The following is a 26479-nucleotide window of genomic DNA, read 5'->3' on the forward strand; positions in this document are numbered from 1 at the left end:
TTTCTTTTTTTATCCCTGTTCTGTGAGCGAAAAGCCTTTAGGGCAGATTAATTATCTTTTCGGCGGATAAACACTGCGAAATCTTCACCTCTATTCCATACCTGAAAACACCTAATCCTACACCTTTTCAATAAATAAAACATAAATATTAATAAAAATTTATTGTAATTCGATAAAAAATAGATTAAAATCAAATTAACAATAATAGGAGAGGTGCTTGTATGAAACGAGAAACACTTTTTTTGAAAACAACTATAATTCTTATGGGGCTCCCTGTGCTTGCATTATGTATTTTCGCTGTACCTGGGATTGCCAATTTTGCTGTGGAGTTATATCCAGATATGGCCTATTTAAAATATCTTATATTTTTAGTCATGTATAGTGCAGCAATACCTTTTTATATTGCCTTATATCAGGCTTGCAAGTTGTTAAGCTATATTGATAAGAGTAAAGCTTTCTCGCAGTTTTCGGTAACTGCATTAAAAAAGATAAAATACTGTGCAATTACAATTAGTAGTATTTATGTAGTAGGCATGCCGCTCTTTTATCTAATTGGGGAAAAAGACGACGCACCAGGTGTCATTTTAATTGGAATGATCCTTATTTTTGCATCATTTGTGATTGCCGTCTTTGCTGCTGTTCTACAAAAATTATTACGAAATGCCATCGAAATAAAAACAGAAAATGATTTAACGGTCTGAGGTGAATGAAATGGCGATTATAATCAATATTGACGTGATGTTAGCAAAACGTAAGATGAGTGTTACCGAGCTTTCGGAACGTGTTGGAATAACTATGGCTAATCTTTCTATTTTGAAAAATGGAAAGGCAAAAGCAATTCGTGTTACTACCTTGGATGCCATATGTAAAGCTTTGGAATGTCAGCCTGGTGATATTTTGGAATACCGTGATGAGAAAGACAATGGATAGCACTGTAAGGATACAAAAAGGGAGGAGGGGGAAGAGGATGAATGGAGTAAAGCAACTTTTTAGGTTTGGTTGGGAGCAAGCCTTGTCCTGTTTGTTTCCTGTCGTTATCTTTGCTTCCCTGGCATTAACTAAATTTATCTCCATGCCGATTCTGCCACGGTATGACTGGTTACTTATTATCTTTCTTCTAATGCAATGGTTAATGGTTCGCTCGGGTCTTGAAACAAAAGACGAGCTCAGGGTAATTACCTTGTTTCATCTGATCGGACTAACGTTGGAAATTTTCAAAGTAAATATGGGGTCCTGGTCTTATCCAGAGGAGGGATTTTCCAAAGTTTTTGGCGTGCCGTTGTATAGTGGGTTCATGTATGCGAGTGTCGCAAGTTATCTTTGCCAAGCTTGGAGGAGACTGGATGTCAACTTAGTGAAATGGCCATCCTTCTCCATTGTTGTGCCACTCGCAGCTGCCATCTATTTGAATTTTTTTACCCATCATTATTGGCTGGATATACGGTGGTGGCTATCCTTAGCTGTCATAATAGTTTTCTGGCGTACATGGGTCACCTATAAAGTTGGTGGAAAGCATTATCGTATGCCGCTTGCACTGTCCTTTGTCCTTATTGGTTTCTTTATCTGGATTGCAGAAAACATCGCTACGTTCTTTGGTGCATGGCAGTATCCAAATCAGACAGAGGCTTGGAGTCTTGTACATCTTGGAAAAGTAAGTTCCTGGCTTTTGCTAGTTATTGTGAGCTTTTTGATTGTGGCGACATTAAAACAGGTGAAAAGTAGAAATTATCGTTATTCAACACGTAAAATTATTCGACAAAATGAGGAGCGATATAGAGGATCAGGAAAAGTTTACTAGAGAGAAGTATTAGTTACCATCCTGTGTTTTTTCCCTCTTCAAACGTTCTAATTTGTTAAGTAGCTCATCTAGTGTTTGAGAAATAGCAAGTACCTCAGGGCCCTGTGGATCATTTTTATATGCTTTATACATTTTTTGTCTTGTTTCTTCAATTTTTTTATATAGATCATGCAGGGTGTTCAGGTCTTTCACCCCTCTCATTTATACTAACAGGTACTTTACTCCTATTATTTTATACCCTATTTACAGAAATATAAACTTTTTAAATAATTATTTTATTTACAATATTACTTAAATAATGTACAATTTAACTAATCTAGTTAAAGGGGTGAGCGTGTGGGAGTAATTGTTAGAAAGTGTCGTTTATGTGAGAACGAAATGGAAGTTGGTCCGTTTACGTTATGTTCTACATGTTTAAAAGACAGAGAAAAAATATTTCTATTTATTAGCGAAAACCCCCGCAGTTCCATGAAACAGATTTCTAGTTCAACGGACATCCCCCTGGAAAAAATTCATAAGCTAGCATTAGGTAAAGTAACGAAAAAGTAGACATATTATCGATTCCTGTATAATATAAATGGGTTAGCTTGGGTGCGACCAAGCTTTTTTTGTTTGCTTTTTTAAAAATGGAGATTGAAAGGATATTTTATACAATTCAATAGATTAATATCGATACAGAAGCTAATGTCAGATAAAGCAAACATGCGATGAAAATGTTTAATGACAATAAAAATCGTTGCTGCTTTCTCTCATATTTCCATTCCATAAAAGTACGAATCGCATATAAAAAAATAAGATAAACCAAGATCCAGTCCATCACATTTTGCCCTTTGGATAGAATGATCATAATTATAAAGAAGCAAAAAGTTCCATATTCCAACAATTTATGTGTTCCATTCACATGATGATAACGTACACCTTCTCGTTCAGCTATTGTAAACTTAGTTTTCAAGCCCCATGTAGTAATACCCATGTATAGAATTGCTGCACTCAAGACTACTATAAACGTAACCATATATGAATTCTCCTTCAAGAACGTAATTTGAATTTTAAACCTTCAAAGTAAACACAACTTTGTTTCAGTTTAACACTATTTTCCATTTATATCATTTTCTATTTTTATTTGTGATCACTCTTAAAGGGCGCTACATGTTAAAATAAATAAAAGAACAGCTAACGTATATTAATAGAAGGTGTTGTATATGCCAGATTGGTCTTATCACCCTATGAAAAGGGTGCTTTTAGATAAAATGTCAGCGAGAAAAGGCCGAGAATTCATCCATCATTCCATGAACAACATTGCCTCCATGCCAGGAGGGAGGCAACTCATTGGCTTTCTCGGGCACATGAAGCCACCCGACGAACTTCAGAAGAAAATAGGTAATACAGTTTATTCCTCCCCAATTGGGTTAAGTGGACATATAGATCCAAAACTATCAGGGGTGCTCGCATTTCAGGAGCTTGGTTTTGGATTTTTGGAAATTGGGCCAATTGTATTGAAAGAGCCTGCAGAACAAGAGGAGCCAATTCGTCAAAATAATACAATTCAATTTTCAAATCAGCAGGAGAAAGTTCCTCTAAAGCTAGCAATGAAAAAGTTATTAAACTACCCTATAAACGTTCCTGTAGTTGCCAGATTGGATCGGCATGTAGGTGAAAGAGAATGGGAGGTGATTTCGCTTCAATTAATTCCCTTCTTAGATGCATTCATTTTAACTGAAGAACAAATGGATACGTTTGTGTCCAAACAGGATGAGCGTTTAGACTGCGCTTTTTATATTGGGTTACATACTGACGAAATGAAAACAGGTATTAATCATCCACACATAGATGGTGTCGTGTTGGATGCACCTTGTCGATTAAACGGCGACTATTGGTACGAAAAACAGCATGCAAATGACTCCTTAATTCAGGCAGTTAAACAGATGAAAATGGAGCATCCCGACTGGACGGTAATTACATCTGGTGGAGTTGAAACCCCTGAAGAGGGATTGCAATTACATCAGGTCGGGGCAGATTTAGTGATGCTTTCCACTGGCTATGTAAACGCAGGGCCCGGCTTACCAAAGCGCATACATGAACGAATAATGGCGGAACAGAACAATTCAGCTCCAAAACGGATCCGAACTAGCCATTGGTCTTTTTTCTTCGGGCTCGCTATTTTATTTGGTGGAATTATCGCTTTCTTTTTTGCATTAACACGAATTATTTTACCATATGATGAAGTTTTTTTAGGCCTTACAAGAGCGGAGCTTTTACAGGTTAATCCACGGATTTTAGCATTTATGTCACATGATCGAATGGCGCTAGCTGGGACAATGATTTCTGGTGGGATATTATATATTCAGCTTGCTAGAAATGGCATAAGAGCTAACATGCATTGGGCGAAGATTGCGTTTCATTCTGCAGCAATTATCGGATTTCTAGGTATTTTATTGTTTATTGGTTTTGGTTATTTTGACTGGCTGCATGGTTTATATTGGCTAATCTTATTGCCCGTGTACTTTCTTAGTTTAAAAGAGGCTAAGTCTGTCAATGGCAGTCCTGCCTCGAGGCATGGAACTAATGATAGGGCTTGGAAGCTCGGATTGTATGGACAGCTGCTGTTTGTCATGTTAGGTTTCTTCATTAGTATTGGTGGAATTGTAATTTCTGCTATTGGCATAACGAAGGTGTTTGTAGATACGGATTTGAGCTTTATTTGTATGACACCAGAGATGCTCGATCAAATAAATAATAAACTCATACCTGTTATTGCCCATGATCGGGCTGGCTTTGGCAGTGCACTTGTCAGTGTTGGCTTGCTTGTGCTTATGCTTTCTTTATGGGGATTTAGACAAGGAGCAAGCTGGGTCTGGAATTCAATTGCGATTGGTGCCTTACCTGCATTTATAGCTGGAATCGGAACACATCTGTATATTGGATACACCGATTTTATCCATCTGCTGCCAGTATACTTTTTAGTACTTCTATATGTGGCTGGTTTGATATTATCCTATCCTATTTTAAAAAGGAAGCCGAAAAGAAATAGGGGAGTTTAAAAAGAAAAACAATAACTTTCGAAGGTTATTGTTTTTCTAGACTCAAACATAAACGTTGAGGCTTTCGATGTAGGAAAATATATAAACACCGAACTAACTGTTATCCTAGCGTGTTCTTGAGTGACACACTTAAAGAAAGTTTAAAGCAGGTACAATTTGAAAAAGTGTACGAGATAACGTTTGCTCCCAATACTTGCAAAGAAGTTTTCTCCTATTCTACTTTTGTTTACATGAATACAAAAAGCAATAAACTAATAGCGAAGAGAAGAAAGGCTACCTGTATCAGAATAAACCAGAAAAACTCTGATAGAGATAGTTTTCTTTGTTTCTTCGTTTTTGTTAAATGACGTAAGTAAAAGGAAGAACTTATAATAAGAATGACTAAACTAAGTGTGCGCAGTATTTCTGCAAATAAAAGCAAATATAAAACTCCTCTTCAAAATTTTATCTGCTCTGATCATTTTTACGTATTTTTCGCATTACACCGTACGCCATCAGTGCAGCAATTAAAGCTGATAATAGGGAGAGAAGGAATGGACCGACACCATACAAGGTTGTTTCACCTGAAAGAAGCGCACTTGATTTCCATGCTCCTTCTACATCAGGTGTATATAGGAAAGTTAAAAGCATACCAGATACAATTTGTAACAAGAAAAACAAGGCCAAAAAACTGCCACTAAAAATAATAAAGTTTTTCAACGAGGCCACCTCTATAAATTTGGTTGTGTTTATGACATACTTTGCTGGGAAAAAAGTCACAGCATGTGCTTATTAAGCTTTGACTTCCTTCTGCTGGTTTAAATGAGTGGTACAGTTATATAACGAGCAATTCCACTCACCCTGGATCTTGTCTAGTATAGTAAGAGAAGTATTACCCATTTTAGTCTCTTTAAATTTCCCCGGAAATAATTCCTCTAGCGTAGATCCAATTAAGGCACCATGACTGACAACTAAGACGCGTTTATTTTGGTAGGTTCCTGCTAAATCATTCAAACAAGCTATTCCTCTTGCAGCAACAGCCTCCATTGGTTCCGCACCTAAATCAAGCTCCCGCCAGTTTTCTCCCCAAGTAACCAGTCTTTCTTCTTCTGTTGTTCCCTGTATTATTCCGAAATCTTTCTCACGGAGACGTTGATCATAAGGATCGACAGGTACGTTTAATTTCTCCCCAATAATTCTGGCAGTTTCACTTGCTCTGGACAAATCACTGCTGACAATAACGTCCCATTGTTTTTCAAGGACTAATCTTTCTCCAAGCTGCAGTGCTTGCTTTTTGCCTTCTTCATTTAGAGGGATGTCTGTTATCCCTTGCGCTTTACCACGAACATTCCAATCTGTAATCCCATGTCTTACCAATCCAATTGTTATCATTTATAAACCTACTCTCTATAAAAATACGATTCTCTTCTTCTATTAAACCATAGATAATGCAATTAGGCTTATCATAGAATTTGTTTGATCAGAATCGTGTAATCATTCTCTATTCCTATGCTTCCTGCTTACGTCGGATGGAAACAGCAAGTAATAGGAAAATGATCAGATAACCAATTAATATAAGATAGCTTTGCCAATCAGGGGAAGTCCCTTGTACGATATTCCAAGCGCCGCTGCCGAAATGATAGGATGGAAGCCATTCCGCAATGTTTTGCAGGAAGGTAGGGAAGGTGTTAATGGGCATCCACATTCCACCAACAATAGCTAACGCTAAATAGATAATATTACTTACCCCACTAGCAGTTTCAACTTTTTTCATCGTACCAACTAAAGAACCCAGGGCTAAGAAAGGGATAGAAGCAATCAGCACCCATATGCCGGAAAATATCCATTGCGAGACAGATAGAGAAACACCATTTATTAAATAACCAGCTAAAAATACGATCACGATCGATAGTAAATGAATGATTAGCTGGCCAAACATCTTTGAAGCAAAGTAAGCCCAGGAAGGAAAGGGGGTAAGCTTCATAAACGTCGACCAGCCCTCTGTTTGTTCTTGTACCATTCGAATTCCGAAGTTCATAATAGCAGAACCCATCACACTGAATGTGGTCATGGACATCAGATAATAAGCTTGCCACTCTCCTTGATCTGGTACTCCAGTGTTTACTATATTTGTAAAGATAAAATAAAATAATATTGGCATAAACAAGGACCAAAAAACGAAGTAAGGATTACGAAAGATACGGATCATTTCAAACTTGCATTGTGTCAAAATCGCATTCATCTAAATTACCTCCTTCTGCTTAGAGGTCAAATGATCAAACACTTCTTCCAATCGTCCTTGTTCGATAAATATATCTTTAACATCCATTCCTTGACCAAAAATTTTTGCAAGAACCGCATCTGTATCATTTGTTACTGCATAAATTCGGCCATCCTTTTCATAACAACGGATAACCTCTTCAAAGGTTTGCATACGTACCATCACAGCATCTTTATTGCTGGATCGGAAGGAGACGCTACGTGCCGCAACATTATGCTTGATTTCATCTGGACGTCCATCGGCAATGATCTCTCCGTTATTAAAAAGAATAATTCTTTCGGAAAAGTCATCCGCTTCCTGAAGATAATGTGTCGTGAAAATAACGGTCTTTCCTTGTTCCTTTAACATATTCACTTTCTCCCAAAAATTCTTTCTCGCCGTAATATCAAGACCTACTGTTGGTTCATCGAAAAAGAGTAGGTCAGGATTACCGGCAAGAGCGAGAGCAAAACCTAATCTTCTTTTTTGCCCCCCTGACAATTTATTCGCCCACTTTTTCAGCATCTCATCATTCAACCCAGTCACAGAAATAAGCTCTTCCATAGAAAGAGGATTCGTATAATAGCTTCTGAATAATTCAAGTACCTCCCGAACCCTTAACTTATCAATAACGCTAACCTCCTGTAACATAGCCCCAATCCGGTTCCGGACAGCTACTTCCTTTGGATCCTTGCCAAATAATGTGAGCCCGCCTTCTGTTGGCTCCAGCAATCCTAGCATCATAGAAATGGTTGTTGTCTTCCCAGCACCATTCGGTCCCAAAATAGCTACAGTGGAGCCTTTTTCAATGGTGAAAGATACGTTATTCACTGCAGTTGTTTTTCCAAAACGCTTCGTAACATTGTTTACTTGAATTAAGCTTTGCAAATGTATTACCCCCTTAATAAATATATTATAAAATGAGATCATACTATTCAGTTAACTTACTTACGTTTGTTCATGTTAAAAGGTTCCTAGTTAATAATTCTCTATGAGTGCTTTAAAACCTGCTAATTAAGAGAAGTAGAAGCCGAGAATATTTATGTAATGAAAGATAAAAATTATGATTGCCTAAAGCGTACGCAAATAGTAAGCTAAAAATACTGAAAATTAAACCCGAAGTAAATTTTTTCAAATACAAGGGAGCTGAATTCATGATCAAACCGAAAATGCTTAAAAAAGGATCCAGAATTGCAATTATCTCTCCGTCTAATGGACTTCCGTATTTGTTTCCGGAAATATATGAACTGGGTCTAAAGCAAATGCAAGAAGTACTTGGCTTTGAAATAATTGAAATGCCGACAGCAAGAATGGCTCCGGAAGAGCTATATAATAATCCGCAGCTTCGGGCGGAAGATATTAATCGTTGTTTTGCAGATGTGAACATAGAGGGGATCATTACAACGATTGGAGGATATGAATCTATTCGAATCCTACCGTTTTTAGATGTGGAATTGATTCGAAGTAATCCAAAGTTTATTATGGGATTCTCGGACGCAACAACCTTCTTAACCTATTTAAATAAACTGGGGATGATCACATTCTATGGTCCGTCCGTTATGGCTGGTTTTGCCCAACTAAAACACTTGCCTTCTGCATATACAGAGCATTTGCATTCGATCTTCTTTCGTAGTGCGTATCCGTACAAATATAAACCTTATTCAGAGTGGACAAATGGCTACAAGGATTGGAACAACTTGGATACGTTGGGAGAATGTAAAGAATTTTATGATAATTTGTCTGGCTGGAAATTTCTCCAAGGGGCAGACAAGGTGCGAGGGGAGCTTTGGGGAGGTTGTATTGAAGTATTGGAGTTCTTGAAATCCACCCCTTATTGGGTTGATCCAACTTTTTGGGAAAAGAAAATACTCTTTTTTGAAACTTCGGAAGAGAAACCTTCTCCGATGGAAGTCGGCTACATGCTGCGTAATTATGGAATGCAAGGCGTATTTTCAAAGATAAATGGCGTCATGTTTGGCAGGCCGAAAGATTATTCAACAGATGAAAAAGAAGAGTTAAACAAAATCATTATAGATGTAATAAGTGGAGAGTTTGGTGCAAGCAATTTACCTATCGTGACAGAGGTTGACTTTGGTCATACGGATCCCAAGCTGGTGTTACCTTTAGGTGGGAAAATAGAATTGAATCCGTTGACTGAGGAAATTACTTTGCTGGAAAACCCATTTGATTTGTATAAGAAGGATAACTACGAGGAGGAAGAAGGTAAAGGAGGTAAGTAAGTGCATATAAAAGGGCTTAATCACTTTTTATTTTCCGTTTCCAATTTAGAAAAATCCATTTCATTTTATGAAAATGTATTTGATGCGAAGCTTTTAGTGAAAGGAAAGAATACCGCATACTTTGATTTACAAGGAATTTGGCTCGCGCTCAATGTGGAAGAAGCTATTCCCCGCCATGAGATTAGTCAGTCCTATACCCATATTGCCTTCACCATAGAGGAAGCAGATATTGAGAAAATGTACAGAAAGCTAGTAGATTTAAATGTAACTATCTTATCTGGCAGACCAAGAGACAAAAAAGATAAACAATCGATCTATTTTACTGATCCAGATGGTCATAAATTTGAATTTCATACAGGCACATTACAGGATCGAATTGCTTACTATAAGCAAGAAAAACCGTATATGGAATTTTACGATTAATTGGGAGGGCGGAGGATGGCAAAATTAGATGCAAGGAAGGCTGCACAGCAAATTATTGAGAAGAAATATCCACATTGTAATGGGGCGCTGCTCGCAGGAAGTGTAGTTCGTGGGGAGGCAACGAATACATCTGATCTCGATATCGTCATTTTCACAGATGAAACTTTTTTCTCTTATAGAGAATCGTTTATTGAGTTAGATTGGCCAGTGGAAGCTTTTGTACATAATTTCAGTTCCTATAAGGAATTTTTTAAAAGTGATAGGGAAAGAGCCATTCCGACCTTACCTAGAATGGTAACGGAAGGGATCGTTTTAATAGAAGATCCAAGATTGCATTCTATTAAACAGGAAGCGAATGAGCTTCTGGAAGCTGGCCCTGAAAAATGGACATCAGAGATGATCGACATCAAGCGCTATTTTCTTACCGACATGCTGGATGATTTTATTGGCAGTGCTACAAGGGGAGAAGAGATTGTCATCGCAGGAGCTTTAGCGGAAATGATCAGTGAATTTAAGTTAAGAGCAGAGCAAAACTGGCTTGGAAGCTCCAAATGGGTTGTCCGTTTACTCAAGCAATACGATGAAGCATTCGCCGAAACATTTATTGAGGCATTTGATTTATTTTATAAAACAGGGGAAAAAGGACCTGTGATCCAGCTTGTTGACACGGTGCTACAGCCATATGGTGGCAGGCTATTCGATGGTTTTTCTATTGGCAAACTATAAAGTATGTGGGATACTTGATAAGTTTATTAGAAATAGCACAGTCATTTATGAAACAGTAGCAATGAATAAGTTTTTTAAAAGGGGGAGTTAGAGTGGATGCTACGTTTAAGCTGGAAAATGCAGTTTTTAACTATCGGGTTGCAGCAATAATGGTGGAGAAAAATCATCTCCTTTTACACAAGCAAGTAAACGACAACTATTGGGCACTTCCTGGTGGGAGGGTAAAAGTTCTGGAAGATTCTCAAGCTAGTATTAAAAGGGAAATCAAAGAGGAATTAGATTTTAATATAAATGTGGATAATTTGGTTTGGATAACAGAAAACTTCTTCGAATATGATCAGCGGAATTATCACGAGATCGGTTTATATTATCATGTTTCTCTCCAAGAGGGAAGCTATACCCTCGAGAAAGAAAGCTTTTACGGGGAAGAGGGAGATCGCTTGATTTACAAGTGGATCCCACTAGAAGATCTACATACTATACAACTTCGCCCAGAATTTTTAAAAACCGCATTAAAAGAAATACCGACAAAGCCTGAGCACATTATTATTAAAGATTAAATTGCTAAACTGAGCGTGCTGTAAGGGAGTTAGGAAGCATGACGGACATAGCGGGGAGGAAATCGGGTGTGAATGTCTATCATAAGGGAGATGACGGACATTACGAAGAGGAAATCGGGTGTGAATGTCTATCATAGTGGAGATGACGGACATTGCGAGGAGGAAATCTTGCGTGAATGTCTATCATAAGGGAGATGACGGACATTACGAAGAGGAAATCGGGTGTGAATGTCTATCATAGTGGAGATGACGGACATTACGAAGAGGAAATCGGGTGTGAATATCTATCATAGTGGAGATGACGGACATTGCGAAGAGGAAATCGGGTGTGAATATCTATCATAGTGGAGATGACGGACATTGCGAAGAGGAAAACGCATGTGAATGTCTTTCATAAAGCGGATGACGGACATTGCGAGCAAAAAAACGTCCGTGAATGTCCTTCACATTATCTGAAAAAGAACTCAAATTATTGTATGTATATTTTTCATATCAAGTATTAATTAAAAGGAGCACGCTAATGTCTATTACACCTATGACTGATCCAAATCAAGAAAATGAACCTCCCATCCTGGTTCCGTTAGACGGAGGTTTAATTGATGCTATGGTCATTCCTGCTTATTGCTTAAATTGTGAAAAGCAATTGAGTCATTTTTTTCATTACAAGGGTTCTCGTTACGGGCAGGTTGGGGAAATTGTGTGTAACCATTGTCAATCTATCATTTATTGCACGGATCATGATAATATACAACATTTCATCTACATGAGTCCGGAAAATTATATGAATCCGTTTATAAATAATACTCTAGAGCAAACTCCAAGTAAAATTGACTTTAATTCGTTGTACATGGTGAATGGTGAAGTAATGGAAAAACTTCGCCAAACTGTAGCTTCTAAGTCATCAACTGATCCCTTCAAACACCACTCACGTAAGATGGAGATAGCTGAATTAGTTGATGTATCTTGTAAACAACTAAATATTAAATCATTGCCGGAAGAGTCAATTATTACAGACGAACGATTACCTCATTTACCGGGAAAAGTAAATCGTTGGTTAAATCTATTGAGACTACTGAACATTATCTAGTTTAAAGATAAATAACTGCCGGTCATTAAGCAGGGAAAAGCAAACCCCATCCTATGAAAATCATCTTTCTTCCAAAGTATTAATCTCATGTTACGTAACTGACAATTTTATTCTCTTAAATCTTATATAATAACTGAAACGACCCGCGCAAAACAAGTCGTTTCAATTACATTAGAGCTTCTTTATTCTATCAGTTAGTTCATTGAATCTTGCATCTAAATGTTTATAGTCCTTATCTTTTGGAGTCATAAAACTAAGTCTCCCCAAAATTTCCTGTCTCTCTGTTTCCAGCTGGAGTCTGATTTTTTCTTTATCATCAATTGTCGATGCTTGCTCAGAATGTTTTACAATACATTGATTTTCAATCCGAAGCTCTATATTGGTTGTTTTTCTCTGGAAATATTGATCATGTGTTACGACAATTAATGTGCCGTTATATACTGCTAATGTTTCTTCTAACTGCTCCCGGGAGGCTATGTCCAGATGATTAGTAGGCTCATCGAGAATAAGCACATCTTTATCCTCAAGAATATATTTCATCAGTTTACATTTTACACGTTCACCCATGCTCATTTGGTCTATTGGTTCTTCCCATTGGGATGCTGTAAAGCCCAAATGCTTCATCAGATTCTGCACGACCCCTCTATCTCTAAAATTGTCTTGATGAAACAGTTGGGCAGGGGATTGCTCCAAAGGTAAATCAAATACTTCCTGCGTTAAATAGCCTATTTCGGCAGAGGGGGAGATCCAAATATCCCCATTCGCAGTGTCTAGTCCCATGAGTATTTTCAAAAATGTGGTTTTCCCGCTCCCATTTGGTCCTGAAATAGCTAATTTTTCACCATGCTGTATGGTAAGTTGCACATTACTGAAAAGATTACGCGCCCCAAATGACTTTTCAACATTTTTAAATTCTACAAAACGCTTGCCGACTTTTGGGTTTGTCTTCATTGTAAAATATACTTTATATTCAGGATCCACAGGCTGGGCGTTGATTTTTTCTAATTCCTTCTCGAGCCGTTTTTGTTTTGATTTAACCTGTGCATCCATTTTTTTGGCTTTTACTCGAAAATATTCTTTAAATCCATCCTTTTCAGTGGATTGTGCATGGGCTTTTTGGGACCAGGAGCTCAGTTCCTTTATTTGTGCTTCGACTCGCTGTTTCATTTTCTGCTGCTTTTCATATTTCCTTTGCTGGGTGAGTCGCATTTGTTCGCGAGCTTTCATGTAACTGGAATAGTTTCCAAGGTGGGGGATCACCGTCTGGTTTTCAATCGCCCAGATTTTTTTGGCCACTTCATCTAAAAATTCCCGGTCGTGAGAGACAAAAATAATGGTGCCTCTCCAAGCGTTAAGTTGTTCAATAAGAAAATGTCTACCTTGAGTGTCCAGATGATTTGTCGGTTCATCCAGTAAAAGAATATCCGCATCTTGTGCCATCCCCCTTGCCAACCGTGCTTTTAGCTTCTCACCACCGCTCAGTTTAGTATAATCTATTTTTGGTACTTGCCATTTTTCTAAAAATGCGGTTTCTAATGGGGAGCACTGCTCAAAGGTAAATGTTTTTGACTCTTGTTCCACTATACTAAGGACAGGTGCCTTACGCGGGTAATTTATTTCACCTTCTGTAGGTTGCCTTTTTTGTTGCAGGACATCCAACAATGTTGATTTTCCAGCTCCGTTTTTTCCGATAATACCAATCCGATCACCTTGCTGAATAGTGATATTAATATTTTTTAATAGAAGATATCCTTCTATCTCCACACAAATGTTGCGTAATTGCATTATTTCCGTCATTTATTTATCCCCTTTTTACTGAGAGAATAAAAAAATCCTCCCAGGTGATTGGAAGGATTAGTTGCATTTATCCGTGCCTAAATAAGCTGTGCCTAAGCATAGCTATTCCGCTCAAAGAAAAATGGGCATACTAATCCTAATTTTGCAGTCTTCGAAATCATCATTTCAAATACTAAAAATAAGATTAGTTATCCATTGTCCACCCATCATTCCTTTCGACTTAGTTAAAGGAATTCTATCATAAATATTTGTAAAAATCAATCAGATATGGAACTGCATGAGACTCCAACAATCATACCCAAGACAACCGGCAAGCATACCGAGACACAGGAGCCCCCACCCGAGACAGCCAGCCCGTATTCCGAGACATGGGAGCCTCCACCCGAGACAGCCAGCCCACATACCGAGACACAGGAGCCCCCACCCGAGACAGATGCCCCTTATCTCGAGACGCAGCAGCCTCAGCCGAGACAGCTGCATACAGGTAAAGTAACACTTTTTCACCAGCTGTTAATCAGGCATTTCTTCATCAATCTTTATTTTTAACAGGAGCACGAATTCATTTTCTTTTATTAGATTTGCTATATCATCTTCATTTTGAAAATCGATGGTTGGGATTTTGTTACTCGCAGTTTGCCAATAAGCTGCAAGTAGCTTGGTTTTACCCAATTCCAGATCAATTTCCTTTCCCTCTTCTATCGCATGTCCCCATGATGTTATGTACTCCTCGTTGAGATTTAAATCAATCTGTTCGGGTTGTATATTCACATTTGGACCATACAGTAAGACAGAACTATCAGAAAGCATACCAAAACCCAGGTGGCCTTCATCGACCTTATTTACACTCATTCCATAACTTAACTCGGTTAATGGCTGATCGTCTTTTTTTCCATTCTGATATTTCTCTACCCATAGGCGAACCCAACGTTTATCCGCATGGGGCAGATAAAGATTATAGTCAAATACAGTACCTAAGTTTAATTCATTAAATGTCTCTGTATATTTAGAATCCGTAATACTCGAAATCGTGGGGGGCTTTTCTTGCGTACTTGCTACATTTGAACAACCTGTTATTATCAGAAAGCAAATGAATAGAACAACCAAATCCAATCTTTTCAAATGACCACTCCTCTAAAGTCCTTTTAGGTTCACTAAACCAATAATATAAAAAGCAAGCAGGAATTGAGTTAAACACTATCCTTTTGAAAAAGTTATCATAAAGGACAGCATATTCACTTTATAAAATCATTATATTCAAAAAATTAATCCTAATTAAGTATATAACAATATTTTACAAAAGAATAGTATGAAAGTAATGATCAGTAATGAGGTAATCTCTACATATAAGAGAACTCTCTGTCCAAATGAGAGAGCTCCCAGCCCAAATGAGAGACCCCGCAGTCCAAATGAGAGAGCACCCAATCCAAATGAGGGAACCCGCTTGTCCATATGAGAGAGCCCCCAGCCCAAATGAGAGGGCATCCCGAAAAATGAGAGAGCCCCCAGCCCAAATGAGAGAGCTCCCATTCCAAATGAGAGAGCATCCCGAAAAATGAGAGACTTCCCATTCCAAATGAGAGAGCTGCATGAAACCTCGTTTGCCCATCGCCAGTCCACAACACCCCGCCAAGCATCACTCCCCCGCCAACCTGCACTCCACATAATAATTTTCTTACAATAAAAAAGCTGCAGGACAAATACCCTGCAGCTAACATATTTATTATTAGATGGATGCCTCGTAAATAGATTTTACTGCTTTCTCTAATTCAGCATTAAATTCCTCATCTGTCTGGTTTACATTCAGATCCTGGCTTAATGCTCTGGAGAAGCTTGCGATCAGGCCATCATTTTCTTTTAATTTTTGATTTGCTACATCAGTGGAGTATCCGCCTGATAATGCAACAACTCGTACCACTCTAGGGTGATCAATTAATTCCTTGTACGTATTTGCTACTGTGGGAATAGTTAGTTTTAACATAACTGGCTGATCTTCACTTAATTCATTCAGATGGCGTAAAATTTCTTCTTTTAGCATCTCTTCACATTTTTCTTTTTCAGTGCTGTTTATATCAACTTCTGGTTCAATAATTGGAACGAGACCTGCAGCAATAATTTGTTTACCGACTTCAAATTGTTGATCTACAACTGCTTTAATACCTTCAGCATTAGGTTCTTTAATAACAGAACGCATTTTTGTACCAAAAATATGGCGTTCATTGGCACGGCTTAATTTATCATCTAAGTCTGTAATAGGCTTCATTAGTTGAACACCATTAGATTCTTCTGCAAGTCCTAAGTCCACTTTTAGGAAAGGAACGATACCTTTTTCTTCTGCAAGATAATCACCAGTATATTTACCATCAATTTTACTGTCCATTGTCTGTTCGAATAGGATAGCACCAAGGATATGCTCTGGATTAAATGCAGGTGAGGTAATAATTCTTGTCCGCATTTGATGTACTAAATCAAACATTTCATCCTCATTGGAGAATGCAGTTTCCGGCACGCCATATGCAGCAAGCGCCTTAGGAGTACTACCACCACTTTGGTCAAGTGCGGCTATAAATCCTTTACCATTTTTAATTTTTTCAAGTTGATGCTGTTGCATGAATCTCACTCCTCTATTGTAATAGTGCTAGCTTTTTCAGCTAAGAAATTAATTATTCATAAGAAAGTGTGAAGCAACTCTCATGATTTAATTGTAGCATTAATATAGAGAAGGGTGTAGTAAGGCGCACAAAAAGAGTGAAAAATTTCACCATCATGCAAGTTTCGTTATTCAATAATATGAGGGTAAATGCTCTTTGCAGGAATTTTCAAGGCTATACCCCTTGCTCTTAATAAATCTTTTCAGCATAAAACCTGTAGCAAACATAAAAATAACCATGCTAACTACAGTTGAAAACTCAGTCCATTCAATTATTCACCAACATTAACAACCAACTTTCCTCTTGCGTGTCTGGTTTCTGTTTTCTTCAGAGCTTCCAATGCATCATTAAAAGAAAACTCCTTTTCAATGACAAGTTGAATATCTCCAGCAGCGATTTGCTTAACAAGCGCTTTAACTTTTTTCTGAGTCTCCGGATGATGTCCCATTTGCCGTACAGTAATATTCCGCTCAGAAGTTAGATCCAGACCGTACCCTGAAACAGTTATAACCTTTCCGCCATCCTTTACAACCTGCATGCTGTCTTTTTCAGTACCTGGCTGGATAGCAAGTGCAGCCGTCACACCGTCTCTCGCCCAATCCCTGACCTGCTGTGTCCAATCTGGGTCATGATAATCTACGGTTTTTTCTGCACCAAGGGACTGCATGTATTCATGGTTTTTACTCGAAGCCGAACCAGCAACATGGATTCCAAGTGCAGTTGCGAGTTGTATGACATAGGTGCCAATGGCTCCGGAAGCTCCGGCAACAAATAACGAATCTCCAGCTTTAAGGTCAAGCTCACGCATACTTTCCAATGCTGTTTTCCCTGCAACTGGAATGGCAGCGCCTTGTTGATACGTTAATTGATCCGGCATGGAGATTAATGTTTCCTTATTAGCGGCTGCATATTCTGCCCATGCACCGCCCTTTGGTTGGAGGTTTGTTGTGAAAATAACCGAATCGCCGACGGAAAAATTGGTTACATTTGATCGGATTTTAACGATTTTTCCAGCACCTTCTGTCCCAATAACATAAGGAAAATGAGCATCTTTAGGAATGAAATATCTATCATGGATACCGACACCAAATGCTTCTACCTGAACTAAAACTTCTTCCTCGGATATTTCAGGCAAAGGGACCTGTGCAATTTCTACTTCCTCTGTCTTAGCGTTTGTTCGCACAAATGCTTTCATCAGTGACATAGTGACGACCTCCTTGTTTTTTATAGAGATAACTATTGGTTTTTAGTCTTTTTTGCATATGGTGATGCCTTTTTGACGTAAAAAAGGGCGATGTATATAATTAGTATACTAATATATAAGTAGGGTGTTAACCATGAAGGGAATAGAGACACCAAATTGCTTCAAATTTTTTGATGCTAAATTGCACTGCCATTGTTATATGTGTTATAAATTTTAAAAAGTTTGGGATGTTAGGTTATTAAGTTTTTAGGGAGGGTAACAATGAAAATCAACAATATTTTTTGTGTTGGACGAAATTATGCTAAACATGCGGCTGAACTTGGGAATAAGGTGCCAACCAAGCCAATGATCTTTTCAAAGCCGACACATTCACTTGTACATGCAGATGGAAAGGTGATTCCATATCCAGCAGATCAAGGAGATATTCACCATGAATTGGAAATTGTCTTATACATAGGCAAACCTGTCTCCGAGGATTCTTCTGTCGATGAGGTTGTTACACAAATGGCGCTTGGCTTGGATCTTACCTTAAGAGATGTGCAAACTGATTTGAAAAAGAAAGGGCATCCTTGGTTATTGGCAAAAGGGTTTAAAAATGCTGCAATCTATACAGATTTTTGGGATTTTCCAGGTGTGACTGCTTGTGCAGAAACTGCTTTTTCATTGCGTCAGGACGGTATGGAAGTCCAAAAGGGGAATGTTAAATCAATGATATTTCCTTTTAAAGACCTTATTCAATACATTCACAAACAGTTTGGTTTGAGCGAAGGGGATATCATTTACACTGGTACTCCTGAAGGCGTGGGCCCTATTTCTGATGGAGAAACATATGAACTTATATGGGGAGAAGAAGTAAAAGGTAGCTTTGTTGTTGAGCAAAGATAAAAAAATTCCCTCTCTTTCTACTTAATATAGAAGGAGGGGGGGAGTTTCATTCATGTAAGGTTACAATAATTTGCTGAATTGCTGAGCTTGTTCCTCCAATTGTCTGGAGGATTGATTGAAATCTTTAAAATCACTAACTGTAGCATGAACCTTTTCTTGCCCTGTTTGCATGTGGGTCTGCACATTTTTTGTTCCTTCTGTAATTGTATTAATTTCTGTCTTAATTTTATCTGTGTTATCTCGAATCTGTATAATGGATTTCTCTACATTGTCTGATAACCTGCGTACTTCTTGGGCAACTACATTAAAGCCTCTTCCGTGTTCTCCAGCACGAGCGGCTTCAATGGCAGCATTCAATGCTAAAAGATTTGTCTGTGCTGCAATTCCTCTAACTGTTTCTACTATCTTACCAATTGCTTGCGCTTCCTGTTGCAGGCCTTGAAGGGTTTTAGTATTAGTTTCGGATACACGAAGAATGTTTTCCATTAATACTAGAAATTCTTCAGATCGGTGGATTCCAGATTCTGCTTTGTCATTTAACGTGCTTGACATTTGAGTGAGATGGTCTGCTACATCCATTAGATCATTGTATCTATCTGTTATATTTGTCGCCACCTTGGATACCCCGATAACTTTTGTCTGTGCTTCGTTGTATATTGGCATATAGGTAGCCTCAAGCCATATTCGATCACCATATTTCTTTTTACGTTCGATTTTATCCTGATAAACGTTACCTGCAAGCAACCTTCTCCAGAACCTTTCGTATTCAGGGCTATTGGCAAATTCGGGAAAACAAAGTGAGTGGTGATGCATGTTCTGCATTTCCATTGGGGTGTAACCAATTGTTTCTGAAAAAACTTCATTCACATATGCAATCCGCCGATCCAGTCCAAACCGAACGATAGCAAGATTTTCCTCTATAGCTTTTACAACGTGTGCATCGGTAACTTCTTCATTTATTTTTGTATGTAACATTTTTTTCCTCTCTTCTCTTGAGATAAGTTACTACATCTAAAAACATCATCTTATAGATGAAATAAGGATGGTGTATGGAATAACTGATCTCTTAAAGAGAGTGGTGTTTAGCAATATCCTTATGTTATTCTCCATCAATTAGTAATGAACGGATGACCTGTAACTATCTTTTACTTTTAATTTTGTAGCTTAGGTCTAATTCCCTATATTATAATAAATGAAACGCATATTGGACAGTAATATAGAACAAAATGGACGATGGCTATTTGATTTGCTAAAGTTTTAGTTGAAGGAAGCGATAAAATATTGCAAGTGTAGGAGGAGTAAAATTGGCTGAGCTAAAATTTGATATTATTGAAACACTTGGTGTACTTTCCGAATCACCAAAAGGTTGGAAAAAAGAATTAAACTTAATCAGTTGGAATGGAAGAGATCCCAAATATGATATTAGAGACTGGTCCCCAGATAAAGAAAAAATGGGGAAGGGTGTGACACTGACGAAGGCGGAATTGGAAGAACTCAAAAAATTCTTAGAGAGATGATGCGGATCTCTCTAGGACTTTTTTAAATCGATAAATAATTAGTGCATTAGGATTGTTTAAAAATAGAAACTAAGAAAGTGTTAATATAGAAGTTTAGTAATACAACTTGCAGAAAAGGTGTTATACACAATAATAAATAGGTTAATTTTAAAAAAGCTTGTTTTTTCCCACTATTATCTAGGAGAAATTTTAATTTAATGAAGGGAGCGCTAATATGTCTGCAACTTATTTGGTTTTTGTATATGGGACTTTACGCAAGGATGAAAGTAATAATAAAGTTTTGGCAGATGCACGACTTGTTGCCGAAGAAGCATGGACTTCAGGAAGGCTGTATTCTACAACAAGCTACTATCCAGTTCTTGAAAAATATGAATCAGGGGAAGTATATGGAGAGTTATATGAAGTAACAAAGGATAAACTGGAGGAGCTTGACGAGTTAGAAGGATATATAGGTGAGGAGAAAGATAACTTGTATGATCGGATTCAACAAATAATTTTCACCGATAAAGCTAGTTGGCCAGCATATGTATATGTTATGACAAACAAAACATTGGAGATGCGTGTATCTTTAATAGAAAGTGGAGATTGGAAGAGGCATATACGATAAGGAGAACTTAGTTTTAGGGATTTTGAGGTTATATTCATACAATAAGGAAGGGGAAAAGAACAACTACCGTCCCGTTTTGGGGAAAAATGTTTTGCAACTGTTGACATTCGATTATAGAACATGTAATATTAATCTCGCTGTTCAAACAGAATACAATTTTTTCAGCACATCCCATTCATTATCATTCGAAAAAACATATTGACCTCGTATATTAATATATGGTATATTAATTAGGTCGCCAATTTGGGAGAGCAATGTGAAACTTATAAACTATGAAAAAAGTTGTTGACACATTATTCTCTGGATGGTATGATGTTAAAGACGCTTTTTTGAAGTGGCGCTCTAATTCGTTCTTTGAAAACTGAACAAAACAACCAGTATGTCAAGAAAAACATGACGTTTTTCGTTAATTTTTAAAAAGTCAGAAGTTAACGCTTCTGCAGCTAAGACATGAGATAAGATTGATTGGTGTCGATCTTATTCAAACTTTTATGGAGAGTTTGATCTTGGCTCAGGACGAACGCTGGCGGCGTGCCTAATACATGCAAGTCGAGCGCGGGAAGCAAGCTGATCCTCTTCGGAGGTGACGCTTGTGGAACGAGCGGCGGACGGGTGAGTAACACGTGGGCAACCTGCCTGTAAGACTGGGATAACCCCGGGAAACCGGGGCTAATACCGGATAATACTTTTCATCTCCTGATGGAAAGTTGAAAGGTGGCTTTTAGCTACCACTTACAGATGGGCCCGCGGCGCATTAGCTAGTTGGTGAGGTAACGGCTCACCAAGGCAACGATGCGTAGCCGACCTGAGAGGGTGATCGGCCACACTGGGACTGAGACACGGCCCAGACTCCTACGGGAGGCAGCAGTAGGGAATCTTCCGCAATGGACGAAAGTCTGACGGAGCAACGCCGCGTGAGTGATGAAGGTTTTCGGATCGTAAAGCTCTGTTGTTAGGGAAGAACAAGTGCCGTTCGAATAGGGCGGCACCTTGACGGTACCTAACCAGAAAGCCCCGGCTAACTACGTGCCAGCAGCCGCGGTAATACGTAGGGGGCAAGCGTTGTCCGGAATTATTGGGCGTAAAGCGCGCGCAGGCGGTCCTTTAAGTCTGATGTGAAAGCCCACGGCTCAACCGTGGAGGGTCATTGGAAACTGGAGGACTTGAGTACAGAAGAGGAGAGTGGAATTCCACGTGTAGCGGTGAAATGCGTAGAGATGTGGAGGAACACCAGTGGCGAAGGCGACTCTCTGGTCTGTAACTGACGCTGAGGCGCGAAAGCGTGGGGAGCGAACAGGATTAGATACCCTGGTAGTCCACGCCGTAAACGATGAGTGCTAGGTGTTAGGGGGTTTCCGCCCCTTAGTGCTGAAGTTAACGCATTAAGCACTCCGCCTGGGGAGTACGGCCGCAAGGCTGAAACTCAAAAGAATTGACGGGGGCCCGCACAAGCGGTGGAGCATGTGGTTTAATTCGACGCAACGCGAAGAACCTTACCAGGTCTTGACATCCTCTGCAATCGGTAGAGATACCGAGTTCCCTTCGGGGACAGAGTGACAGGTGGTGCATGGTTGTCGTCAGCTCGTGTCGTGAGATGTTGGGTTAAGTCCCGCAACGAGCGCAACCCTTGATCTTAGTTGCCAGCATTTAGTTGGGCACTCTAAGGTGACTGCCGGTGACAAACCGGAGGAAGGTGGGGATGACGTCAAATCATCATGCCCCTTATGACCTGGGCTACACACGTGCTACAATGGATGGAACAAAGGGAAGCAAAACCGCGAGGTCAAGCAAATCCCATAAAACCATTCTCAGTTCGGATTGCAGGCTGCAACTCGCCTGCATGAAGCCGGAATCGCTAGTAATCGCGGATCAGCATGCCGCGGTGAATACGTTCCCGGGCCTTGTACACACCGCCCGTCACACCACGAGAGTTGGTAACACCCGAAGTCGGTGAGGTAACCTTTTGGAGCCAGCCGCCGAAGGTGGGACCAATGATTGGGGTGAAGTCGTAACAAGGTAGCCGTATCGGAAGGTGCGGCTGGATCACCTCCTTTCTAAGGATTTAGAACGAGGAAACGGAAGACCGACTAAGTTCGCCACGTCCTGTGGCAACGTCGGCATGACCTGCATCCTGCAGGCCCAGGCCTTCGGGTCTTCCGGTAAGGACATACATGGTTGTTTGGTTCAGTTTTGAGAGAGCGAATCTCTCTTTTTGTACCTTGAAAACTAAATAAGAGTAACAACGACATCAAATAAAAAGCTGAGGCGACTGCTCAGCGACGTACGGACTGGACTGACCCGTAGGAGATAAAGGAAACACGATGAATGTAAATGAATCGATGTTGACTTATTGTACGAAGGGGAAGGAAGTCGCGCTAGTCGCTAGGAGCCAAAGCTAGATTTAAATAAAAGCAAGGCTAAGAAATTAGCACGCTTATTCATTGTAAAAATAGTTAAGTGAATAAGGGCGCACGGTGGATGCCTTGGTACTAGGAGCCGAAGAAGGACGGGACTAACACCGATATGTCTCGGGGAGTCGTAAGTAGACATCGATCCGAGAATTTCCGAATGGGGGAACCCACTGTTCGTAATGGAACAGTACGCATAGCTGAATACATAGGCTATGTGAGGCAGACCCGGGGAACTGAAACATCTCAGTACCCGGAGGAAGAGAAAGCAAATGCGATTTCCCAAGTAGCGGCGAGCGAAACGGAATTAGCCCAAACCAGAAAGCTTGCTTTCTGGGGTTGTAGGACACTCCTTTGGAGTTACAAAGGAATTCTTTAGATGAATCGATCTGGAACGATCAGCCACAGCAGGTAAGAGCCCTGTAATCGAAAAGGAATTCTCTCCGGAGTGTATCCTGAGTACGGCGGAACACGAGAAATTCCGTCGGAATCCGGGAGGACCATCTCCCAAGGCTAAATACTCCCTAGTGACCGATAGTGAACCAGTACCGTGAGGGAAAGGTGAAAAGCACCCCGGGAGGGGAGTGAAAGAGAACCTGAAACCGTGTGCCTACAAGTAGTCGAAGCCCGTTTATGGGTGACGGCGTACCTTTTGTAGAATGGACCGGCGAGTTACGATCCCATGCAAGGTTAAGTGGAAGACACGGAGCCGCAGCGAAAGCGAGTCTGAATAGGGCGATTTGAGTATGTGGTCGTAGACCCGAAACCGTGTGATCTACCCATGTCCAGGGTGAAGGTCAGGTAACACTGACTGGAGGCCCGAACCCACGTATGTTGAAAAATGCGGGGATGAGGTGTGGGTAGGGGTGAAATGCCAATCGAACACGGAGATAGCTGGTTCTCTCCGAAATAGCTTTAGGGCTAGCCTCAAGGAATGAGTACTGGAGGTAGAGCACTGATTGGACTAGGGGCCCTCATCGGGTTACCGAATTCAGTCAAACTCCGAATGCCAGCTACTTAGACTTGGGAGTCAGACTATGGGTGATAAGGTTCATAGTCGAAAGGGAAACAGCCCAGACCGCCAGCTAAGGTCCCAAAGTATACGTTAAGTGGAAAAGGATGTGGAGTTGCCCAGACAACCAGGATGTTGGCTTAGAAGCAGCCACCATTTAAAGAGTGCGTAATAGCTCACTGGTCGAGTGACTCTGCGCCGAAAATGTACCGGGGCTAAACGTATCACCGAAGCTGCGGATTGTTCTTACGAACAATGGTAGGAGAGCGTTCCAAGTGCTGTGAAGTCAGACCGTGAGGACTGGTGGAGCGCTTGGAAGTGAGAATGCCGGTATGAGTAGCGAAAAAAGAGTGAGAATCTCTTTCACCGAAAGCCTAAGGTTTCCTGAGGAAGGCTCGTCCTCTCAGGGTTAGTCGGGACCTAAGCCGAGGCCGAAAGGCGTAGGCGATGGACAACAGGTAGATATTCCTGTACCACCTCATGAGCGTTTGAACGATGGGGGGACGCAGTAGGATAAGGAATGCGCACCGATGGATGTGTGCGCCCAAGCAGTGAGAAAGTTGGATAGGCAAATCCGTCCAACAATTTCAAGCTGTGATGGGGAGGGAAATAGAGTACCGAAGTTCCTGATTTCACACTGCCAAGAAAATCCTCTAGTGAGTTCATAGGTGCCCGTACCGCAAACCGACACAGGTAGGCGAGGAGAGAATCCTAAGGTGAGCGGGAGAACTCTCGTTAAGGAACTCGGCAAAATGACCCCGTAACTTCGGGAGAAGGGGTGCTCCTTTAAGGAGGAGCCGCAGTGAATAGGCCCAAGCGACTGTTTAGCAAAAACACAGGTCTCTGCGAAGCCGAAAGGCGAAGTATAGGGGCTGACACCTGCCCGGTGCTGGAAGGTTAAGGGGAAGCGTTAGCTTACGCGAAGCGCAGAACCGAAGCCCCAGTAAACGGCGGCCGTAACTATAACGGTCCTAAGGTAGCGAAATTCCTTGTCGGGTAAGTTCCGACCCGCACGAAAGGTGCAACGACTTGGGCACTGTCTCAACGAGAGACCCGGTGAAATTATACTATGCGTGAAGATGCGCATTACCCGCGACAGGACGGAAAGACCCCGTGGAGCTTTACTGTAGCCTGATATTGAATGTTTGTACAGCTTGTACAGGATAGGTGGGAGCCTTGGAAACCGGAGCGCCAGCTTCGGTGGAGGCATCCGTGGGATACCACCCTGGCTGTACGACCATTCTAACCCAGGGCCGTGATCCGGTCCGGAGACAGTGTCAGGCGGGCAGTTTGACTGGGGCGGTCGCCTCCCAAAAGGTAACGGAGGCGCCCAAAGGTTCCCTCAGAATGGTTGGAAATCATTCGTAGAGTGTAAAGGCAGAAGGGAGCTTGACTGCGAGACCTACAAGTCGAGCAGGGACGAAAGTCGGGCTTAGTGATCCGGTGGTTCCGCATGGAAGGGCCATCGCTCAACGGATAAAAGCTACCCCGGGGATAACAGGCTTATCTCCCCCAAGAGTTCACATCGACGGGGAGGTTTGGCACCTCGATGTCGGCTCATCGCATCCTGGGGCTGTAGTCGGTCCCAAGGGTTGGGCTGTTCGCCCATTAAAGCGGTACGCGAGCTGGGTTCAGAACGTCGTGAGACAGTTCGGTCCCTATCCGTCGTGGGCGTTGGAAGTTTGAGAGGAGCTGTCCTTAGTACGAGAGGACCGGGATGGACACACCGCTGGTGTACCAGTTGTTCCGCCAGGAGCATAGCTGGGTAGCTACGTGTGGCAAGGATAAGTGCTGAAAGCATCTAAGCATGAAGCCCCCCTCAAGATGAGACTTCCCATCACTTCGAGTGAGTAAGATCCCTCAGAGACGATGAGGTTGATAGGTCCGAGGTGGAAGCGTGGTAACACGTGGAGCTGACGGATACTAATAGATCGAGGACTTAACTAATTTTCTTCTTTGATCGTCGTTGCTTTTCTCTTATTTAGTTTTTAGGGTATAAATTCATTTTATGATAAATACCGCTAAAAGTGGTCTAGTAGCAATAGCGGAGAGGTCACACCTGTTCCCATGCCGAACACAGAAGTTAAGCTCTCCAGCGCCGATGGTAGTTGGGACTTTGTCCCTGCAAGAGTAGGACGCCGCTAGGCAATTCAAAAAGCATTGCGAAACGTAGCGTATCGCAATGCTTTTTTATATGGGTGATTTCTAGGAGGAAAAGTCATACCAATCTAGTTTATTTTTGGAGGTTTCGTGTCCATCCGAGATAAAACGTGAGTCAGCCGTTCTC

Annotated in this window: 24 protein-coding genes and 3 rRNA genes; 15 read left to right on the top strand and 12 right to left on the bottom strand. The window is 40.6% G+C overall.

Annotated elements, in window-relative coordinates:
* The first annotated feature begins 221 nt into the window (after positions 1 to 221).
* The 3 genes from BME96_RS06405 to BME96_RS06415 are packed head-to-tail and all read left to right on the top strand — an operon-like array spanning position 222 to position 1798.
* Positions 222 to 701: a DUF2975 domain-containing protein gene (locus BME96_RS06405; RefSeq protein ID WP_071648669.1), complete on the top strand. Its 480-nt coding sequence runs from the start codon at positions 222 to 224 to the stop codon at positions 699 to 701.
* Between the two features lie 10 nt (positions 702 to 711).
* A complete protein-coding gene (locus BME96_RS06410) occupies positions 712 to 930 on the top strand; it encodes a helix-turn-helix domain-containing protein (protein WP_019377157.1) in 219 nt (72 codons plus the stop codon).
* 37 nt (positions 931 to 967) lie between these two features.
* Positions 968 to 1798: a DUF817 domain-containing protein gene (locus BME96_RS06415; RefSeq protein ID WP_156035970.1), complete on the top strand. Its 831-nt coding sequence runs from the start codon at positions 968 to 970 to the stop codon at positions 1796 to 1798.
* Positions 1799 to 1807: 9 nt separating this feature from the next.
* Here the strand turns inward: BME96_RS06415 and BME96_RS06420 are convergent, their stop codons facing one another.
* The gene (locus tag BME96_RS06420; RefSeq protein ID WP_231478676.1) at positions 1808 to 1990 is read right to left on the bottom strand and encodes an aspartyl-phosphate phosphatase Spo0E family protein; all 183 of its coding nucleotides are present in this window, start codon (positions 1988 to 1990) and stop codon (positions 1808 to 1810) included.
* Between the two features lie 463 nt (positions 1991 to 2453).
* Complete coding sequence (locus BME96_RS06430) at positions 2454 to 2813, bottom strand: DUF4181 domain-containing protein (RefSeq protein ID WP_071648673.1); 360 nt, start codon at positions 2811 to 2813, stop codon at positions 2454 to 2456.
* 187 nt (positions 2814 to 3000) lie between these two features.
* On the opposite strand from BME96_RS06430, the gene BME96_RS06435 reads away from it, so the two are divergent.
* Positions 3001 to 4839, top strand: coding sequence for a hypothetical protein (locus BME96_RS06435; RefSeq protein WP_071648674.1), 1839 nt, complete (start codon positions 3001 to 3003; stop codon positions 4837 to 4839).
* 226 nt (positions 4840 to 5065) lie between these two features.
* Here BME96_RS06435 and BME96_RS06440 read toward each other — a convergent pair whose 3' ends face one another.
* From BME96_RS06440 to BME96_RS06460, 5 genes are all read right to left on the bottom strand, one after another.
* Complete coding sequence (locus tag BME96_RS06440; protein WP_071648675.1) at positions 5066 to 5260, bottom strand: hypothetical protein; 195 nt, start codon at positions 5258 to 5260, stop codon at positions 5066 to 5068.
* A 23-nt stretch (positions 5261 to 5283) separates the two neighbouring features.
* Positions 5284 to 5538 (bottom strand): hypothetical protein, encoded by a 255-nt coding sequence (locus tag BME96_RS06445; protein ID WP_071648676.1) that lies wholly within the window; start codon positions 5536 to 5538, stop codon positions 5284 to 5286.
* Between the two features lie 72 nt (positions 5539 to 5610).
* Entirely contained in the window at positions 5611 to 6210 is a 600-nt protein-coding gene (locus tag BME96_RS06450) for a histidine phosphatase family protein (protein WP_071648677.1), read from the bottom strand.
* Between the two features lie 115 nt (positions 6211 to 6325).
* Entirely contained in the window at positions 6326 to 7060 is a 735-nt protein-coding gene (locus BME96_RS06455) for an ABC transporter permease (RefSeq protein WP_071648678.1), read from the bottom strand.
* Complete coding sequence (locus BME96_RS06460; RefSeq protein WP_083547428.1) at positions 7061 to 7966, bottom strand: ABC transporter ATP-binding protein; 906 nt, start codon at positions 7964 to 7966, stop codon at positions 7061 to 7063.
* Positions 7967 to 8232: 266 nt separating this feature from the next.
* Here BME96_RS06460 and BME96_RS06465 point away from each other — a divergent pair, with 266 nt between their 5' ends.
* The 5 genes from BME96_RS06465 (at position 8233) to BME96_RS06485 (ending at position 12114) form a co-directional block, all read left to right on the top strand.
* Positions 8233 to 9318, top strand: coding sequence for a S66 family peptidase (locus BME96_RS06465; protein ID WP_071648680.1), 1086 nt, complete (start codon positions 8233 to 8235; stop codon positions 9316 to 9318).
* Complete coding sequence (gene fosM / locus BME96_RS06470; protein ID WP_071648681.1) at positions 9319 to 9741, top strand: FosM family fosfomycin resistance protein; 423 nt, start codon at positions 9319 to 9321, stop codon at positions 9739 to 9741.
* Positions 9742 to 9756: 15 nt separating this feature from the next.
* Positions 9757 to 10467, top strand: coding sequence for a nucleotidyltransferase domain-containing protein (locus BME96_RS06475; protein ID WP_071648682.1), 711 nt, complete (start codon positions 9757 to 9759; stop codon positions 10465 to 10467).
* A gap of 92 nt (positions 10468 to 10559) precedes the next feature.
* A complete protein-coding gene (locus tag BME96_RS06480) occupies positions 10560 to 11027 on the top strand; it encodes an NUDIX hydrolase (RefSeq protein WP_071648683.1) in 468 nt (155 codons plus the stop codon).
* A 520-nt stretch (positions 11028 to 11547) separates the two neighbouring features.
* Entirely contained in the window at positions 11548 to 12114 is a 567-nt protein-coding gene (locus BME96_RS06485; RefSeq protein ID WP_071648684.1) for a hypothetical protein, read from the top strand.
* A 171-nt stretch (positions 12115 to 12285) separates the two neighbouring features.
* Here the strand turns inward: BME96_RS06485 and abc-f are convergent, their stop codons facing one another.
* From abc-f to BME96_RS06510, 4 genes are all read right to left on the bottom strand, one after another.
* Entirely contained in the window at positions 12286 to 13911 is a 1626-nt protein-coding gene (gene abc-f / locus BME96_RS06490) for a ribosomal protection-like ABC-F family protein (RefSeq protein WP_071648685.1), read from the bottom strand.
* Positions 13912 to 14421: 510 nt separating this feature from the next.
* Entirely contained in the window at positions 14422 to 15030 is a 609-nt protein-coding gene (locus BME96_RS06495) for a hypothetical protein (RefSeq protein WP_071648686.1), read from the bottom strand.
* Positions 15031 to 15634: 604 nt separating this feature from the next.
* Entirely contained in the window at positions 15635 to 16519 is an 885-nt protein-coding gene (locus BME96_RS06505; RefSeq protein ID WP_019377139.1) for a fructose bisphosphate aldolase, read from the bottom strand.
* Positions 16520 to 16830: 311 nt separating this feature from the next.
* Positions 16831 to 17763 carry an NADP-dependent oxidoreductase gene (locus BME96_RS06510; protein ID WP_071648688.1) on the bottom strand — a complete coding sequence of 311 codons (933 nt, stop codon included), beginning with the start codon at positions 17761 to 17763 and terminating at the stop codon, positions 16831 to 16833.
* Between the two features lie 261 nt (positions 17764 to 18024).
* Between BME96_RS06510 and BME96_RS06515 the strand changes: the two genes are divergently transcribed.
* The gene (locus BME96_RS06515; RefSeq protein ID WP_071648689.1) at positions 18025 to 18648 is read left to right on the top strand and encodes a fumarylacetoacetate hydrolase family protein; all 624 of its coding nucleotides are present in this window, start codon (positions 18025 to 18027) and stop codon (positions 18646 to 18648) included.
* Between the two features lie 60 nt (positions 18649 to 18708).
* Here the strand turns inward: BME96_RS06515 and BME96_RS06520 are convergent, their stop codons facing one another.
* On the bottom strand, positions 18709 to 19623 hold the full coding sequence (locus BME96_RS06520) for a methyl-accepting chemotaxis protein (RefSeq protein ID WP_071648690.1): 915 nt from the start codon (positions 19621 to 19623) through the stop codon (positions 18709 to 18711).
* Between the two features lie 329 nt (positions 19624 to 19952).
* Here BME96_RS06520 and BME96_RS06525 point away from each other — a divergent pair, with 329 nt between their 5' ends.
* The 5 genes from BME96_RS06525 to rrf all read left to right on the top strand — a co-directional run bounded on the left by BME96_RS06525 (position 19953) and on the right by rrf (position 26339).
* Complete coding sequence (locus BME96_RS06525) at positions 19953 to 20165, top strand: YdbC family protein (RefSeq protein WP_071648691.1); 213 nt, start codon at positions 19953 to 19955, stop codon at positions 20163 to 20165.
* Positions 20166 to 20379: 214 nt separating this feature from the next.
* Complete coding sequence (locus BME96_RS06530; protein ID WP_060681955.1) at positions 20380 to 20772, top strand: gamma-glutamylcyclotransferase family protein; 393 nt, start codon at positions 20380 to 20382, stop codon at positions 20770 to 20772.
* Between the two features lie 488 nt (positions 20773 to 21260).
* Positions 21261 to 22826: ribosomal RNA gene (locus tag BME96_RS06535) — 16S ribosomal RNA — on the top strand.
* A gap of 397 nt (positions 22827 to 23223) precedes the next feature.
* Positions 23224 to 26139: ribosomal RNA gene (locus BME96_RS06540) — 23S ribosomal RNA — on the top strand.
* An 84-nt stretch (positions 26140 to 26223) separates the two neighbouring features.
* Positions 26224 to 26339 (top strand): 5S ribosomal RNA (gene rrf, locus BME96_RS06545).
* Together the 16S, 23S and 5S rRNA genes form the textbook arrangement of a ribosomal RNA operon.
* Positions 26340 to 26479 lie beyond the last annotated feature (140 nt).

The sequence above is a fragment of the Virgibacillus halodenitrificans genome, assembly GCF_001878675.1.
GTDB classification, from domain to species: Bacteria; Bacillota; Bacilli; order Bacillales; family Amphibacillaceae; genus Virgibacillus_Q; species Virgibacillus_Q halodenitrificans.